This is a genomic window from Motiliproteus sediminis (genome assembly GCF_017912535.1).
Classification (GTDB): domain Bacteria; phylum Pseudomonadota; class Gammaproteobacteria; order Pseudomonadales; family Balneatricaceae; genus Motiliproteus; species Motiliproteus sediminis.
The window spans coordinates 327378-343201 of record NZ_JAERQK010000002.1; the positions used below are offsets into that span (position 1 = coordinate 327378).

General features: G+C 59.6%; 12 protein-coding genes. 3 read left to right on the forward strand and 9 right to left on the reverse strand.

Annotation, left to right across the window (positions count from 1 at the left end; genetic code table 11):
- Positions 1-16: 16 nt before the first annotated feature.
- Both clpB and JJQ76_RS05975 read right to left on the reverse strand, forming a co-directional pair.
- Positions 17-2590: an ATP-dependent chaperone ClpB gene (gene clpB / locus JJQ76_RS05970; RefSeq protein ID WP_210395807.1), complete on the reverse strand. Its 2574-nt coding sequence runs from the start codon at positions 2588-2590 to the stop codon at positions 17-19.
- 12 nt (positions 2591-2602) lie between these two features.
- Positions 2603-2881 (reverse strand): hypothetical protein, encoded by a 279-nt coding sequence (locus JJQ76_RS05975; RefSeq protein WP_210395808.1) that lies wholly within the window; start codon positions 2879-2881, stop codon positions 2603-2605.
- Here JJQ76_RS05975 and JJQ76_RS05980 point away from each other — a divergent pair.
- Positions 2880-4073 (forward strand): glycine C-acetyltransferase, encoded by a 1194-nt coding sequence (locus JJQ76_RS05980; protein ID WP_210395809.1) that lies wholly within the window; start codon positions 2880-2882, stop codon positions 4071-4073. The two genes, JJQ76_RS05975 and JJQ76_RS05980, sit on opposite strands and share 2 nt — an antisense overlap.
- Positions 4074-4082: 9 nt before the next feature.
- Entirely contained in the window at positions 4083-5108 is a 1026-nt protein-coding gene (gene tdh, locus JJQ76_RS05985) for an L-threonine 3-dehydrogenase (RefSeq protein WP_210395810.1), read from the forward strand.
- Positions 5109-5145: 37 nt separating this feature from the next.
- Here tdh and pgeF read toward each other — a convergent pair whose 3' ends face one another.
- Together pgeF and rluD are read right to left on the reverse strand one after the other, a co-directional pair.
- Positions 5146-5901, reverse strand: coding sequence for a peptidoglycan editing factor PgeF (gene pgeF / locus JJQ76_RS05990; protein WP_210395811.1), 756 nt, complete (start codon positions 5899-5901; stop codon positions 5146-5148).
- Position 5902: 1 nt separating this feature from the next.
- Positions 5903-6868 (reverse strand): 23S rRNA pseudouridine(1911/1915/1917) synthase RluD, encoded by a 966-nt coding sequence (gene rluD, locus JJQ76_RS05995; RefSeq protein WP_210395812.1) that lies wholly within the window; start codon positions 6866-6868, stop codon positions 5903-5905.
- 149 nt (positions 6869-7017) lie between these two features.
- Between rluD and JJQ76_RS06000 the strand changes: the two genes are divergently transcribed.
- Complete coding sequence (locus JJQ76_RS06000) at positions 7018-7968, forward strand: outer membrane protein assembly factor BamD (RefSeq protein ID WP_210395813.1); 951 nt, start codon at positions 7018-7020, stop codon at positions 7966-7968.
- Positions 7969-7989: 21 nt separating this feature from the next.
- Here the strand turns inward: JJQ76_RS06000 and JJQ76_RS06005 are convergent, their stop codons facing one another.
- From JJQ76_RS06005 to JJQ76_RS06025, 5 genes are all read right to left on the reverse strand, one after another.
- Positions 7990-9615 (reverse strand): NAD+ synthase, encoded by a 1626-nt coding sequence (locus JJQ76_RS06005; RefSeq protein WP_210395814.1) that lies wholly within the window; start codon positions 9613-9615, stop codon positions 7990-7992.
- Between the two features lie 52 nt (positions 9616-9667).
- A complete protein-coding gene (locus tag JJQ76_RS06010; RefSeq protein ID WP_343232486.1) occupies positions 9668-10777 on the reverse strand; it encodes an NAD(P)/FAD-dependent oxidoreductase in 1110 nt (369 codons plus the stop codon).
- Positions 10778-10841: 64 nt separating this feature from the next.
- Complete coding sequence (locus JJQ76_RS06015; RefSeq protein WP_210395983.1) at positions 10842-11429, reverse strand: GspH/FimT family pseudopilin; 588 nt, start codon at positions 11427-11429, stop codon at positions 10842-10844.
- Between the two features lie 78 nt (positions 11430-11507).
- Positions 11508-11957, reverse strand: coding sequence for a type IV pilin protein (locus JJQ76_RS06020; RefSeq protein WP_210395815.1), 450 nt, complete (start codon positions 11955-11957; stop codon positions 11508-11510).
- A 57-nt stretch (positions 11958-12014) separates the two neighbouring features.
- A complete protein-coding gene (locus JJQ76_RS06025) occupies positions 12015-15815 on the reverse strand; it encodes a pilus assembly protein (RefSeq protein WP_210395816.1) in 3801 nt (1266 codons plus the stop codon).
- Positions 15816-15824 lie beyond the last annotated feature (9 nt).

A 15824-nucleotide genomic window follows, 5' to 3' on the forward strand; every position in this document is an offset into this window, starting at 1 on the left:
GTCCGGCTAGATCACCTTAGTCGCAACCAAAGACGATCACCCCGTCATTGACCCGACCAATAATGCGGTCACCAGGGGCGAACTCGCCACCCAGAATCGCTTCCGCCAACGGGTTTTCCACATAACGCTGAATGGCGCGCTTGAGCGGACGGGCGCCGTAGACCGGATCAAAACCGGCATCAAGCAGGGTATCCAACGCGTCATCATTCAGTGTAAGGGCCAGCTCCCGCTCGGCCAGACGATCACCGAGGCGCTGCAGCTGGATAGTGGCGATGCCACGCACCTGCTCCTTACCCAAGGCATGGAACACCACCACTTCGTCGATCCGGTTAACAAACTCGGGCCGAAAGTGGGTGCCCACCACCTCCATCACCGTGGACTTCATCTGCTCGTAGTCATCGTCGCTGCGGTAGCCCTGAATGATGTCAGAGCCGAGATTGGAGGTCATCACCACCACGGTGTTTCGAAAGTCCACCGTCCGCCCCTGACCATCGGTCAGGCGACCATCTTCCAGCACCTGCAACAACACGTTGAACACATCCGGGTGGGCTTTTTCGACCTCGTCCAGCAGCAGCACAGAGTAGGGCCGACGCCGCACCGCCTCGGTCAGGTAGCCGCCCTCTTCGTAGCCGACATACCCCGGAGGCGCACCGATCAGGCGGGCCACGGAGTGCTTCTCCATGAACTCCGACATATCGATCCGCACCATCGCCTCTTCGGTGTCAAAGAGGAATTTGGCCAGCGATTTACACAGCTCGGTCTTGCCCACCCCGGTCGGGCCAAGAAACAGGAACGAGCCGTTGGGGCGATTGGGGTCGGCAAGCCCCGCACGCGAGCGGCGCACCGCGTTAGCCACCGCCACCACGGCTTCATCCTGGCCGACCACCCACTCATGCAGGGCGGACTCCATCCGCAGCAGCTTGTCGCGCTCGCCTTCCAGCATCTTGGAAACCGGGATACCGGTCCACTTGGAGACCACTTCGGCAACCTCCTCTTCGGTCACCCGATTACGCAGCAGGGTCATGTCGAGCATCTCGGCCTGACTGGCCATATCCAGCTGTTTTTCCAGCTCCGGGATCACCCCATACTGCAACTCGGACATCCGTGCCAGATCGCCACTCCGGCGGGCCACATCCATATCCTGACGCGCCTGATCCAGCTTCTCCTTCACCTGCTGAGAGCCCTGCAACGCCGCTTTCTCGGTTTTCCACACCTCTTCAAGATCGGCGAATTCACGCTCGGACCTCTCGATGGTCGCCTCCAGTTCTTCGAGGTGTTTGCGCGAGGCGGCGTCCTTCTCCTTCTTCAGCGCCTCCCGCTCCATCTTCAGCTGGATCAACTTACGCTCAAGCCGGTCCATCTCCTCCGGCTTAGAGTCCATCTCCATGCGGATGCGGCTCGCGGCTTCATCGATCAGGTCGATCGCCTTGTCCGGCAGCTGGCGGTCAGTGATATAGCGGGTCGATAATCGCGCCGCGGCGATTATGGCCGAGTCGGTGATATCAACCCCGTGGTGGATCTCGTAGCGTTCTTTCAAGCCGCGCAGGATGGCGATGGTGTCCTCAACATTGGGTTCCTCCACCAGCACTTTCTGGAAACGCCGCTCCAGCGCCGCGTCTTTTTCGATGTACTGGCGGTATTCATCCAGCGTGGTGGCGCCCACGCAGTGCAGCTCGCCGCGTGCCAGCGCCGGCTTGAGCATATTGCCGGCGTCCATCGACCCTTCCGACTTGCCGGCACCCACCATGGTATGCAGTTCGTCGATAAACAGGATAATGCCGCCTTCCTGCTTGGCCAGCTCGTTAAGCACCGCCTTGAGCCGCTCTTCAAACTCGCCACGGTACTTGGCGCCGGCGATAAGCGAGCCCATATCCAGCGACAACACCTGCTTGTCCTTCAGTCCTTCCGGCACCTCGCCGTTGATAATCCGTTGCGCCAACCCCTCGATGATGGCGGTCTTACCCACACCGGGTTCACCGATCAACACCGGGTTGTTCTTGGTGCGCCGCTGCAGCACCTGGATGGTGCGACGAATCTCGTCGTCACGGCCGATGACCGGGTCGAGTTTGCCCTCCGCCGCCCGCGCGGTTAGGTCAATGGTGAAGCGCTGCAGCGCCTGACGGCTCTCTTCGGCATTCTGGTCGCTGACCGACTCGCCACCGCGCACCTTGTCGATCGCCGCCTGCAGTTGCTCCTTGCCGCCCTGTTTGCGCAGCAACTCACCCACCGGCCCTTTATCCTCCATCGCGGCCAACATCATCAGCTCACTGGAAACATACTGATCCTGATGCTGCTGCGCCAAACGGTCAGCGAGGTTAAAGATCCGCCCCAGCGCCGGTGACATTCCCACCTCACCGTCCGGATGCTGCACCCGTGCCAGACCATCAAGAATGACGTCCAGCCCGCTCTTCAGCGCGCTGACATTGAAACCGGCCTGGGCCAACAGTGGCCGCACCGCACCGCCTTTTTGTTCCAGCAAACTGTACACCAGGTGCGCTGGCTCAATCAGGGTATGATCGCGGCCCACGGCCAGGGACTGGGCGTCGACGATCGCCTCCTGCAACTTGCTGGTCAGTCGATCCATTCGCATAGCTTATGCCTCTCAATTTGCGTCCCGGGGTGTGGTCGTTGCCGTCCGCCGGCAAGCCAGAACCGCGAGCTCGATATTCATCAACTGATGGTAGAAATGCGGGCCGGCACCGCAAAGTTCAAGCAGTGCTAGCTTTAAAGAGGAAGAATTGGCGCAAAAGCGACCTTTTTTCCAATATAGAGGATTTTTTTCCTTCTTAGTGTTGACAGCACTACCTGGCAACAGCAAGATGCACAAATCCACCATATCGGAAACTTTTCCAAAATAATCCAGCGCAAAGGTAACCGTCATGAGCCAGGCGTTTCTCGACCAGCTTCGTCAGCAAACCGGCGCCCTCAAGAGCCAAGGGTTGTTCAAACAGGAGCGACCGCTGCATTCAGCCCAGCAAACCGCCATCCGCATCGAAGATGGCAGCGAGGTCATCAACTTCTGCGCCAACAACTATCTGGGGCTGGCCAACCACCCCGCACTGGTCGCAGCTGCAAAAGAGGGGCTGGATCAACGTGGCTTCGGTATGGCATCAGTACGCTTTATCTGCGGCACCCAGGATATCCACCGCCAGCTCGAACAGCAGCTCAGCGCATTCCTGCAGACCGACGACGCCATCCTCTACTCCTCCTGCTTTGACGCCAACGGCGGCCTCTTCGAAACCCTGCTTGGCGCGGAAGACGCCATCATCAGCGATGCCCTCAACCACGCCAGCATCATCGACGGCGTGCGCCTGTGCCGAGCGAAGAAATACCGCTATGCCAATAACGATATGGCCGAGCTGGAACAACGTCTGATCGAAGCACAAAGCGCACGTTACCGTCTGATCGCCACCGACGGCGTATTCTCCATGGACGGGGTAATCGCCAACCTGCCGGCCATCTGCGATCTGGCGGACCAATACGACGCGCTGGTGATGGTAGATGACTCCCACGCGGTCGGTTTTCTTGGCGAGCACGGCCGCGGAACCCACGAGTATCACCGCGTAATCGAACGGGTCGATATCCTCACCGGCACCCTCGGCAAGGCACTGGGAGGTGCGAGCGGCGGCTATACCGCTGGCCGCCAGGAGATCGTCGACTGGCTGCGCCAGCGCTCGCGCCCCTATCTGTTCTCCAACTCGCTGGCACCGGCGATCGTCAGCGCGTCGCTGGCGGTGCTGAAGCTGCTTGAACAAAGCGATCAGTTACGCGAGCAGCTACATGCCAACAGCCGCTACTTCCGCGAGCGAATGTGTAACGCCGGTTTTCGCCTGGCCGGTGCCGATCACCCGATTATCCCGGTGATGATCGGCGACGCAGCGCTGGCGACACGCATGGCGGACCGGCTCCTGGCCGAAGGTATCTACGTCATCGGTTTTTCGTTCCCGGTGGTCCCTGAAGGACAAGCACGCATACGCACTCAGATCTCCGCCGCCCACAGCCGCGAACAGCTCGATCGAGCAATCGACGCTTTCACCCGGGTGGGGCATGAGCTGGGCGTGATCGGATCATAGAGGCACAACATGAAAGCATTGGCAAAACTGCACGCCGAGCCCGGCATCTGGCTCCATGACGCCAGCCTGCCGGAGATCGGTCACAACGACCTGCTGATCAAGATCAGCAAGACCGCTATCTGCGGTACCGATATTCATATCTACAACTGGGACGAATGGTCCCAGCAGACCATTCCGGTACCGATGACCGTTGGCCACGAATATGTCGGCACCGTCGCCGCCGTGGGCCAGGAGGTGCAGGGATTCCAGCTCGGCGACCGGGTCTCCGGTGAAGGCCATATCACCTGCGGCCACTGCCGCAACTGCCGCGCGGGGCGCCGCCACCTGTGCCGCAACACCGTCGGCGTGGGCGTCAATCGCCCTGGCGCGTTCGCCGAATACCTGGCCTTGCCGGCGGTCAACGCGTTCAAGATACCGGACAACATCAGCGACGAACTGGCGGCGGTGTTTGACCCGCTCGGCAACGCGGTGCACACCGCGCTGTCGTTCGACCTGGTGGGCGAAGATGTACTGATCACGGGAGCCGGTCCCATCGGCGCCATGGCCTGCGCAGTGGCACGACATGCCGGGGCCCGCCATGTGGTGATTACCGACATCAACCCCTACCGGCTGGAGCTGGCGGCGAAACTGGGTGCCACCCGCACGGTACAGATCGATCAGGAGCCGCTCACCGACGTGATGGCCGAACTCAACATGACCGAAGGTTTCGACGTCGGGCTGGAGATGTCCGGGGTGCCCAGCGCCCTCAACCTGATGCTCGACACCATGAACCACGGCGGCAAGATCGCCATGCTGGGGATTCCCGCCACCCACACCGCCATCGACTGGTCGAAGGTGATCTTCAAGGGGCTGATCATCAAGGGGGTCTACGGGCGGGAGATGTTCGAAACCTGGTACAAAATGGCTAGCCTGATCCAGGCGGGCATGGATATCAGCCCGATCATCACCCACCGCTTCCCCGTAGATGAATTTCAGCAGGGCTTTGAGGTGATGCGTTCAGGCCAGTCCGGCAAGGTCGTGCTTGATTGGGAGTGACAGCCTAGGAATGACCGGTTGAAGGCATGGGCCGAAACTAGTCGGTAGCAGCCGCCAGCCAGATCAGCGTTGCCATCCGCCCGGTAACTCCGTCCCGGCGGTAGGAGAAGAAACGCTCGGTATCGCTGAAGGTGCAGCAGTCACCGCCATACACGGCGGTGACACCGGCACGCTGCAGGCGCAGCCGTGCCAGTTGGTAAAGATCCGCCAGCCACTTGTTGCCGGTCCCGGGCTGAGCCACAAAAGCGCTGCCGCTGGCCGGCAGCTCGGCCACGAAGCGTTCGCGCACCTCCTCGCCAACCTCAAACGCCGCAGGGCCGATCGCCGGACCCAGCCAACACAGTACCTCGGAAGGGTCACCCGCCAGCGCAGCCAGGGTCTGTTCCAGCACGCCGTCTGCCAGCCCTCGCCAGCCGGCATGAGCCGCGGCTACCCGGGTACCAGCACGGTCACAGAACAACACCGGCAAGCAGTCTGCCGTCATCACCACGCAGGCGGTATCGGCACAACCGGTCCAGGCGGCGTCTGCCGTCGGCGGCTCGTCGGGAGTGATCGCGGCGGCATCAACCACCCGCGTACCGTGTACTTGCTGCAGCCAGCTCAACTTGACGCCAGCGCCGACCTCCGCCTGCAAGCGTTCACGGTTCTGCGCGACCCTCACGGGGTCATCGTCAACGTGATCGCCCAGATTAAGACTGTCATAGGGCGGCCTACTAACCCCTCCCAGGCGAGTGGTCGCCAGAGCGTTGACGCGCGCAGGTGCGGGCCAGGCCGGCGCCAGCCAACAGGCCATCTCAGTAGTGCTCCACCTGCTTGCCGTCTTCGGCCAGCTCCGTCAGCAGCGCCGCCATATCCGGCGGCAGATCCACCTCCCAGCTCATCTGCTCGCCGCTGGTGGGATGCCACAGCTCCAGTTTGCGCGCATGCAGCGCCTGGCGCTGAAAGCCGCGCAAGGCCTGCTGCAGCTCCTCCGATACCCCGCGGGGCAAGCGGGTACGCCCGGCGTAAAGGATATCGCCAACCAGCGGATAATGAATATGCGCCATGTGCACCCGGATCTGGTGCGTGCGCCCGGTTTCCAGCTTGACCCGAATATGGGTATGGGCGCGGAAACGCTGCAACACCCGGTAGTGAGTGATCGCTTCCTTACCCATGGGGTGAACGGCCATCTTGAGGCGGTTTTTAGGGTGCCGCGCCATCGGCTCGTCAACGGTGCCGCCACCGGTCATCACACCGGTTACCACCGCCTCGTACTCGCGCCCCATGGAGCGCTCCTGCAGCTGGCCGACAAGATCTGTCTGCGCTTCCAGAGTCTTGGCCACCACCATTAGTCCGGTGGTGTCCTTGTCCAGACGGTGAACAATGCCGGCACGCGGCACCGCGGCGATATCGGGGCAATGATGCAGCAGAGCATTAAGCAGGGTGCCGTCATGGTTGCCCGCGGCCGGATGCACCACCAGCCCGGCGGGCTTGTTGAGCACCAGGATATCCTCATCTTCATACACGATGTCGAGGGCTATCTCCTGCGCTTCCCAGCGCTCTTCGAGCTGCAGTTCCGCCTCCAGATGAACGCTTTCACCACCCAGCATCTTGTCGCGGGGGCGTCGTGCCTGGCCGTCCACCTGCAGTTCGCCCGACTTGATCCAGCTTGTCAGGCGCGAGCGTGAATGTTCCGGGAACAGCTGGGCCACCACCTGGTCCAACCGGCTACCACCCAGCTCGACCGGCACGGTGGCGCTCAGAGAAATCTTTTCAGCCATGTAAATCCTAGGGATTGGCGAGCCGGGAATATCGCGCGGATGCTTTGGCGCCCGCTCGGCTCTGTGGTTAAATACTGGGCGCTAGTATAACCGAAGAACACCGCCGCGGCGTTCGTCGTATCGGCCTCATCATAAAGGACATCAACTCCATGCACGCCCTTCGCCCCTGCCTTGCACTTCTGTTGGTACTGTTGCTGGGAGGCTGTTCGCTGTTCGGGATCGAGGAACCGGAGCCGACCGAGATCGAACTGTGGGACGAGGCCCGCAAAGCGCTAAGCGAAGACAACTGGGAAATCGCCATCGACAAACTGGAGCAGTTGGAGTCACGTTTTCCTTTCGGCCGCTTCTCCGCCCAGGCCCAGATGGAGCTGATCTACTCGTACTACCGCACCGGTCGCGGCGAGGAGACCCGCTCTGCCGCCGACCGTTTTATCCGGCTTCACCCGCAGCACGATAATATCGATTACGCCTATTACCTCAAGGGGCTGAGTAATTTTGACGAGGACGCCGACGTGATCGGCCGCTACGTGCCCACCGACAGTTCCCAGCGGGACCCGGGCGCGGCACGCGATTCGTTCAAGGACTTTGCCACCCTGCTGAACCGCTATCCGCAGAGCCAGTACGCCCCCGATGCGCGCCTGCGGATGCTTTACCTGCGTAACCAGCTCGCCGCGTACGAGATCCATGTAGCACGCTATTACATTACCCGCGGCGCCTTTATCGCCGCGGCCAACCGCGGTCGTTATGTGGTAGAAAACTTCCAGAAAACTCCTTCCGTGGCCGATGGTCTCGCGGTCATGGTGCACGCCTATACAGAGCTAGGAATGAATGAGCTGGCCAGTGACGCGCAACGAGTGCTGGAGCGCAACTTCCCCGACTACCAGCCGCCACAGCAGGAACGCTCACTGTTCGACATCATGACCTTCGACCTGTTCAGCCAACAACAGAGCATGCCGATGCTCCACCCCGGCGACAAGCAGGCTCCCCGACCCGCGTATAGTGCCGTCGCGGAGGGCGAACGGTTCCGCCTGATCAACACCGACAGCCAGCGCGAGATGGCAGCCCAAGACCAGACCACCCGACAACACAACGGCAGCTAGCCAGAGTCCGTTGCGAGCGCTTTATTCGCCCGCTTTCCACCCGGATGTGATCGGGTAGCGACGGTCGCGACCAAAGCCACGCTGGGTGATGCGTACCCCTACCGGCGCCTGGCGGCGCTTGTATTCGTTCAGATCCACCAAGCGAATCACACGGGCAACCACTGCTTCGTCGAAGCCTTCGGCAATCAGGTCATGGGCGCTGAAGTCCTGCTCCACATAGAGCTCCAGAATCCGGTCCAGCACCTCGTAGGGCGGCAGACTGTCTTCATCTTTCTGGTCCGGCGCCAGCTCGGCCGATGGCGGGCGGGTGATCACCCGCTCGGGAATCGTCGGGGACAGACTGTTGCGGTAACGGCACAGGGCAAAAACCAGAGTTTTGGGCACATCCTTGAGTACATCAAAACCGCCGGCCATGTCGCCATAAAGGGTCGAATAACCCACCGCCATCTCGCTCTTGTTGCCGGTGGTCAGCACCAGATAGCCCTTCTTGTTGGAGAGCGCCATCAGCAATACCCCGCGGCAGCGAGCCTGCAGGTTCTCTTCGGTGGTATCGCGCGGCATCCCTTCAAAAGCCGGTGCCAAGGTTTGCATGAAGGATTCGAACATCGGCTCGATGGAGTGCACCGAATAGCGCACACCCAACGTGCGGGCCTCTTCTTCGGCGTCTTCCAGACTCATCTGCGAGGTATAACGAAACGGCATCATCACCGCTTCTACCCGGTCCGCACCCAGAGCATCCACCGCAACCGCCAGGGTCAGCGCCGAATCAACACCACCGGAGAGCCCCAACACCACGCCTTTGAAGCCATTTTTATTAACGTAATCGCGCACGCCCAGCACCAACGCCTGATACACACTGGCTTCCAGGCTGAGCGGTTTCTCTGAGCGCGACACCGCCTGGCAACGCTGGCCGTCAAAATCCACCAGATACAGACCTTGCTGGAACTCCGGTGCCGCCAGCACCAACTCGCCATTGGCATTGATGACCAGCGAACCGCCGTCAAATACCAGCTCGTCCTGACCGCCTACCAGATTGGTGTATACAATGGGAAAGCCGCCATCATTAGCGCGCTGGCCCAGCAGCTCACGGCGATGATCGGTTTTGCGGATATGGAACGGCGAGGCGTTGAGGTTAAGCATTAGCGTCGCTCCCGCTTCGCGGGCCTGGGCTACGGGATGCGCATGCCAGATATCCTCACAGATGGTCAGCGCCACCCGATGGCCGTCGATATCCACCACACAGGGCGCGTTACCAGCCTCAAAGTAGCGTTTTTCGTCAAATACCTGGTAGTTGGGCAAGCACTGCTTGGCATACTCGCCGCGCAGCTGGCCGCCCTGGATGACCCCCGCCATATTGTAGAGCTGGCCGTCGATCCGGCGCGGGTAGCCGATGACCACATAGACATCAGGGTCGAGTTGCTGACACAGGCCCTGCATGGCGCGACTGATGCGCTTTTCCAGACTCGGCCGCAGCAACAGATCTTCTGGCGGATAGCCGGTCAGGGTCAGCTCCGGAAACACCACCACATTGGCGTGGTGATCAGCCCGCGCCCGCTGCACGGTGTCCACCACCAGCGCCCGGTTGCCCTCAATATCGCCAACCAGAAAGTTCAGCTGCGCCAGCGCGACCCGTAATTGACTTGCCATGAACCCGTACCCAAAAGCTGGTAAAGGGCGCTATTTTCCGCCAGCGGCGGGGTCAAAGCAACTCGTTCCCCCGTTCGGCATCCAGCCCATAGGGGGCCGGATCCAGTGATGGCGTTTCGCCGCAAACCAGCTCTGCCACCAAACGACAGGATGCCGGCGCGAGCACCAGTCCATTGCGAAAGTGACCGGCGTTGAGAAACAGATTGCGCACCCCCGGCACTTCACCAATAAAGGGGATTCCCTGTGGGCTGCCTGGGCGCAAACCCGCCCACTGCGCTTCAACCGGCTGAGACCGCAACTCGGGCAACAGCTCAACCGCGGACTGATAAAGACTCTGGTAGGCCGCAGCTGTCACCTGCTTACTGAAGCCGGTACGTTCCAGAGTTGAACCCACCAGAATCCGGCCGTCACTGCGCGGTATCAGGTAACGCCCGTTGGCCAGCACCACCCGATCAAGCAGCATGCCGTCGGTCTTGAACAACATCATCTGTCCTTTGACCGGCTCGACCGGCAGCGCAATGCCCAGTGGAGCAAGCAACTGGCGGCTCCAAGCTCCACCACAGATCATGACGTTGTCCGCCGAGAGCGTTTGCCCAAGCAGTTTGACCCCAGTCACACGCCCTTGGCTCACCAACAGCGCTTCGACCGGCTCACCCGCCAGCAACCGAACCCGGGGGTTACGTTGCAAACTGGCAACCAGAGCCCGACCCAGACGAGGGTTACGGATACTGGCCACCGTGGGCATCCACAGCAAAGGCCCCTCGGCAAGACGGACCCGAGGTTCCAGTCTGCGCGCGAACTCCGCCTCAACCTGCTCCAGCGCGGCCCCCTGCTGCCCGGCCCAAGCCAATGCGGCATCGGTGTCGGCGACCGCCATCATCAGCAGTCCCTTTTGGCGTAATTCGGGATCAACACCGCTCTCAAGGTGCAGCGCAGGAGCCAGGGTCGCATAGGCCTGCTGCGACAGTTGCGACAACGCGCTTACCGCCTGATCGTAACGCCAGGGGTACAACGGCGAGACGATACCACCGCCGGCCCAGCTCGCTTCACCCGCCAGCGGACCGCGATCGATAACCGTTACCGACAGCCCCCTTGACGCAAGCTCACGGGCGGACATCAACCCCATAACGCCACCACCCACCACTATGGCATCCGAATTCACCCGCACCTCCGCACCCGACCAGGAAAGCCACAGTATGTCAGTCAGACATAGTAACTCAAGGGGATCAAGGCAGCAGGGCGTAACTGCAGGCCCCCTGTGTGGCCCGAACGCGACCGCTATAAGGAATCACCAACTCGCGGCTAAATGCAGTGCTGGCCTCATAGTCGCCGAGACAGAAGGTCCCGTTCAGAGAGTTAAGACTGCCGGACCCCTGATACGCGATAAAATCACCCCGGTTCCACTTGAGAACAAAGGCGGCCTCGATGGCCGGAAAAACCCGCAGCAACTCGTCACCGGCACCCAGATCGAAAATACGGTCGTGGTTGTGGTCCACAAAGAGCAACCACCCCTCGCTCCAGTCCAGCCGCCCCGTCGCACCACCACCAGCGCAACTACCGGGAACCGCGCTTTGCCGGCACAGCACCACTGACGCCGAGCGTTTGACCGCTTCGGCACGTGCCAGCGACAGCGCCGTGCGCAGCCGGTTGATAATGGTGTCGGCCTGAGTCGAGCCGATGTAGTAGTTGAAGCTGCCAACGCCCAGCGTCATCACCACGGTGGTGATAGCCAGTACGATCAACAACTCGGTTAAGGTAAAACCAGATGCCGGCGTCGAACGACGCCGGCGATAACAACGCCCATCCCTGTCCATGATCCATGCTCCGCCATTCCTTGGACTGCATTCGGTTCACAACAGGGAGGGAGTATAGACCAGTTTTTTAAGGCTCGATCAAGGCCAGCAATCTGCCGCCGCCGGCGAGGTAGAACGGGCACCGGTATGGTCAAGAGTCAGGGTATTGCAGCGATCTCCCGCCTGCGACCCTTTTGGAGCGGCGGTGATGGAAAAGCCCGATGCGCTCACCGCGGCAATACGCAGGTCATAGTACTTGTCACCCCCGTCCAGCGGAGCCTCGCTGGGGAAGATGGTCGGAATTCCGGTATCACCCGCAGCACCACCACACCCCCCCGCCGCCGTGGTACCCGCATCGCAGTAGGTACTATTCACGGTAAAGTGGCGTTCGAGCGCACCGGCAAACGACACCAGTGCCGCCTGCGCATCGGCCCGCCGAGACTTCTGCACGTACTCCTGATAGGAGGGGTAGGCAATTGACGCGATGATGCCGACAATCGCCACCGCTATCATCAGTTCTAATAATGAAAACCCACGGTTTCTGTTCATCGATTCCTTCCAAGGCCACAGAAAATAAGAGGGCTGCATGATAGCAGCCCTCCGCGTTTACTGTAACTGCTGCCAGGACTGGCGGCCGCTATCCTCGTTGATGAACATCGTGGTTTTACCAATGTTAGGTACACCGTTCCCACCACCTTGATTTCCATTACCGCCTGAATTTCCACTGCCCCCCATGAATCCGGTAATTTCGCCAGCGCCGGTTCTCATCAACGCGGGCGAACTGATTAAGCCCAGTCCACTCTGTTGCAAGCCGGTGACCGGCACTTGAGTGGGCGTACCATTGATATCAATGGTTAGCTCATCGGACGCACTATACACACCGTCATTATCGACGTCGAAAGTCGGCCTATCTATCCTCGCTCCCGACAGCGCATCCAGATTCATCAACCAACTACTACCACCAAACGCACAGGGGTCGGTGCTGGGCAGAATAGTTGTAAACAGCACCCGATCGCCGATCAGCTGCGGTTGATCCACCACGCGCTCGCCCAGGCTACTTGCAGCCCCCGAGACAATCAGATCCATATACCAGCCTTTCTCTGTCGAAATATCCAGATTGGTTGTCGCACGGACGTTAAAACTACCAATTGCCCCCTCACCCAGAATCGATTGTTGCAGCAACTGCCCTTTACCGCTGACCTGACTACCCTGATCACGCACTCCATAGAAAGTCTGGACCTGAGGAGAAACACCGACAATATTGTCATTGTTTTCGAAGTATTTGCCGGTGCCGAAATAGACCATTGTGCCTCCGGCCGGATGGTTGCGTGTCTGCGGTTTGGCGGTGATTGGCTGCGCCACGCTGGCGCCATCCGCCGCACTGAACAACGGCTGGGGAGAGAGCTCGGTGCCGAAGGAAAACTGCCAACTGTGCGCGTCTGCGGCGTCATTGGGGTCAGGCGTCGGCAACCACTCTGCTTTCCAGAGGTTGCCCTGAAGATCACCGGCGTAGATAGCGTCAACGATACGGTCACCATCGCTGTCAACCACCAGAGGTGCAGTCATACCATTGGCGCTGGTGTGGGTATCCAACTTGAACACGGTCGGAGCACCCGGTACGCCGAGACGTGCCAGATAGATGACCGCATTGCCAGTACCACTGTTGAAGCCGTTACTGAACACCGCATAGAAGTGCCCATCGGGCATCCGCGCAATCGAGGCGCTACCGATGGTATCGCCAAGATCCGCAAAATTAGCATCACTTGCATCAATATCCCACAGGACATTTCCGGCACCAAAGCTGTCGGGCGCAGTGATATCCAACGCGAACACGCCTGACCCACCCGCTCCCGTGGTACCGACCAGGACCGTACGCCACTCCTTGGAGCCATCACCATCAACGTCAAAGTAGGCATCGCCCACCTGTGGCGATCCGTCTACGTAAAACTTATGGCTGTAATTAGGGTCGGCAAGACTCGCCAGATTGGGATACACGGCCTTGGGCACGTACGCCATCAATTCGACCCCGCTGGCAGCATTAAAGCCGTGCAACATGCCGTCATTGGCACCAACGTAGACCATTTTCGAGCGGCTGGAATAGCTGGCAAGCGAACGAAAGGATGCATAACTAGTGCCCTCTGTACCGGGCAATCTGGTGTAGCCATAATTTTCGTTGCTCACAAAGATCGGATCGGAGTTGACGATATCACCCAAGCGGCTGATACGATCACGCAGCAACCCTCCGTTACTTTGCTCATTGGTATCGTCGCCACGCAGATAGTTGACCAAACCCGGCGTTACGCTGCTCGCAGAGGCGCTCGCCATTATCGAATTGATGGTTGCGAGATTAGCTGTGGTTCCATCAAAAACAAAACCAGAGGTCCCATTCCACGACAGAACATTCCGGGCACCATGCGCGGGCATCTGCGCCGCGGCATCCCACTGTTGTGAACCAACCGCGCCGCTGCTGGTAATAGCAAAGGCCAACAGCTGACCGGTCCAATCACCGCTATTGAAGCGGGCTTGATAAATGGTTGAGCTGGTATTCAAGCGAGTTGAACTGGTGGTGACCGCCGACGCGGACGAGGAACGCTCTTCAATATCGGCAAAATTCGCATTCAGCTGCCGCACCAACTTATCCGGTCTTGATGCCAGCACATAGTTATCTGGTTCGCCGTCGCCGTCACTATCCCACTCAGTGGTCAAGTCCGGCTCACCGTTGTTATTGCTGTCGATGAAGCCGCCGTACTTTCCCGCCAGCCACAACATGTTCATTCGCCCGACCAGCGGATTGGCCTGAAACTCCTGAGTGTCGATAAAAAAGCTGGTAATGGTCTGCTTGCCACTCAGGTCAGCTCGAATATCCTGCGTATTGGCGTAGTAGGCCAAACCGGCGATGTAATAGGAGTTCTGTTTATTGGGTGATGGGCAGGTGCCCATCACCTCCCCCAAGGCGGTGATTGTTTTGTTAGTGGCCAGTCCGTCACAGGTGGTCGCCGTGCAGCCGATACATTGCGAGGTGCCATTCAATCCCTCGAGCTCGCCAACCTGGTTGGTCAACTGGCGTACGTTGATATCCGGGTCGGCATCCGCTGGTGGATCCACGTCGTCGAGAATATTTGCCCGACTGTTGAAAGGCGCCTGATTCGCAATGGTTTCGGTGAAGTAAGTGCCGGGCAGGCGCTTGTCCAGCCAGGGATTAGCATCGTTGATACCCAGAATAAAGTTTTTCTGGCAGCTGTACTGGATCGGATCTTCCCAGGTAGTTACGGCGGGGAAACCGCCTAGCTGGGCACTGGACAGGCTGTTTGCGTACTCCGGCGTACGCCCCAAATTCTTGAAGTAGCGAATTGACTCGTAATACAACTCACTGGCAGGGTCCAATGACTTGTAGCCCGAATCGCTGAATTTGTTGAGGTAATTGATAACCCCCGAGTTACTTACCCCGCTGGCTGTCGCATCCGACGCATTTGGATTGTTTAAAAACAACCCATTGGCATTAATCTCGGCCAGTGGGTTGGCCATCGTGCCACCGCTACCATCCGGCATGGTTGCGCCGACATATTTCATATTGGATCGCAAAATACCGCCATTGCGCGTGCGGGAGCCGTCCAGTGAAAAACTGGTAACACCAAAGCGCATGTGATCCGCATTTTGCTGGATCCGCCCCACCGGTTTAATGGCAGAACCGATGGTGACACAGTTGGCTTCCAGCCCGGCAGTTGAGTCACAGACCTTGACCGCAAGGTCAAAAGTCCCACGGTCAGAGTCTCCGCGCCCTCGCCCAAACTGAACACCGAAGTCCGTGTTGTAAATAAAAATCTCGCTATCGGTAAATGGCGTTACCGTTGAAGGCGCAACATTGTCCGAACTGCTCAAATACTTATGCGGGAACCAACCGTCGTTGTTAGTTTTACGCATCCGCCGCACCACCGTTTCGCTAGTGGTATCGACGATACGGTTACCACCGGTCATGGTCAGCGCGAACATATCCATGGCGGTCATGGTGGCCCAGTTCATGAAGTTACCGCTAAACTGGCCAGTGCAAGTGCGGTTAGTGGCAGCCGCGGCAGGCACGAAGCGATTGGGCGTGGTCGCTGTATCGTAGGTGTAACACTTGTCGGGATCAAAGTAGCCAAGGTAGGTTTTGGCACCCGAGTAGCAGATGCCGACATCACCAGAGTCACGAGACACGCGCCCACCGCAAACGGTATTACCGCTTTCATCAACTTCGAGCTGATCGTTATAGGCTGCGCCCCCCATCGGCGTCTCCACCGACATATTGATCAACACGTTCGGATCCGGCGTGCTCGACAGGTGCAACGGTACCTGTGCGGTTGCCGCCCAGGTAATGGGGGACAGGAACAAGACAGCTACCTTGGCTCCATGGGTCAGTATCCGTCTCATAACAACCTC

What these genes read in the sequence shown, in the direction of transcription:
- clpB (WP_210395807.1), bottom strand. Translation starts at nt 2,590, where the DNA reads ATGCGAATGGATCGACTGACCAGCAAGTTGCAGGAGGCGATCGTCGAC.
- JJQ76_RS05980 (WP_210395809.1), top strand. Translation starts at nt 2,880, where the DNA reads ATGAGCCAGGCGTTTCTCGACCAGCTTCGTCAGCAAACCGGCGCCCTC.
- JJQ76_RS05975 (WP_210395808.1), bottom strand. Translation starts at nt 2,881, where the DNA reads ATGACGGTTACCTTTGCGCTGGATTATTTTGGAAAAGTTTCCGATATG.
- tdh (WP_210395810.1), top strand. Translation starts at nt 4,083, where the DNA reads ATGAAAGCATTGGCAAAACTGCACGCCGAGCCCGGCATCTGGCTCCAT.
- pgeF (WP_210395811.1), bottom strand. Translation starts at nt 5,901, where the DNA reads ATGGCCTGTTGGCTGGCGCCGGCCTGGCCCGCACCTGCGCGCGTCAAC.
- rluD (WP_210395812.1), bottom strand. Translation starts at nt 6,868, where the DNA reads ATGGCTGAAAAGATTTCTCTGAGCGCCACCGTGCCGGTCGAGCTGGGT.
- JJQ76_RS06000 (WP_210395813.1), top strand. Translation starts at nt 7,018, where the DNA reads ATGCACGCCCTTCGCCCCTGCCTTGCACTTCTGTTGGTACTGTTGCTG.
- JJQ76_RS06005 (WP_210395814.1), bottom strand. Translation starts at nt 9,615, where the DNA reads ATGGCAAGTCAATTACGGGTCGCGCTGGCGCAGCTGAACTTTCTGGTT.
- JJQ76_RS06015 (WP_210395983.1), bottom strand. Translation starts at nt 11,429, where the DNA reads ATGGACAGGGATGGGCGTTGTTATCGCCGGCGTCGTTCGACGCCGGCA.
- JJQ76_RS06020 (WP_210395815.1), bottom strand. Translation starts at nt 11,957, where the DNA reads ATGAACAGAAACCGTGGGTTTTCATTATTAGAACTGATGATAGCGGTG.
- JJQ76_RS06025 (WP_210395816.1), bottom strand. Translation starts at nt 15,815, where the DNA reads ATGAGACGGATACTGACCCATGGAGCCAAGGTAGCTGTCTTGTTCCTG.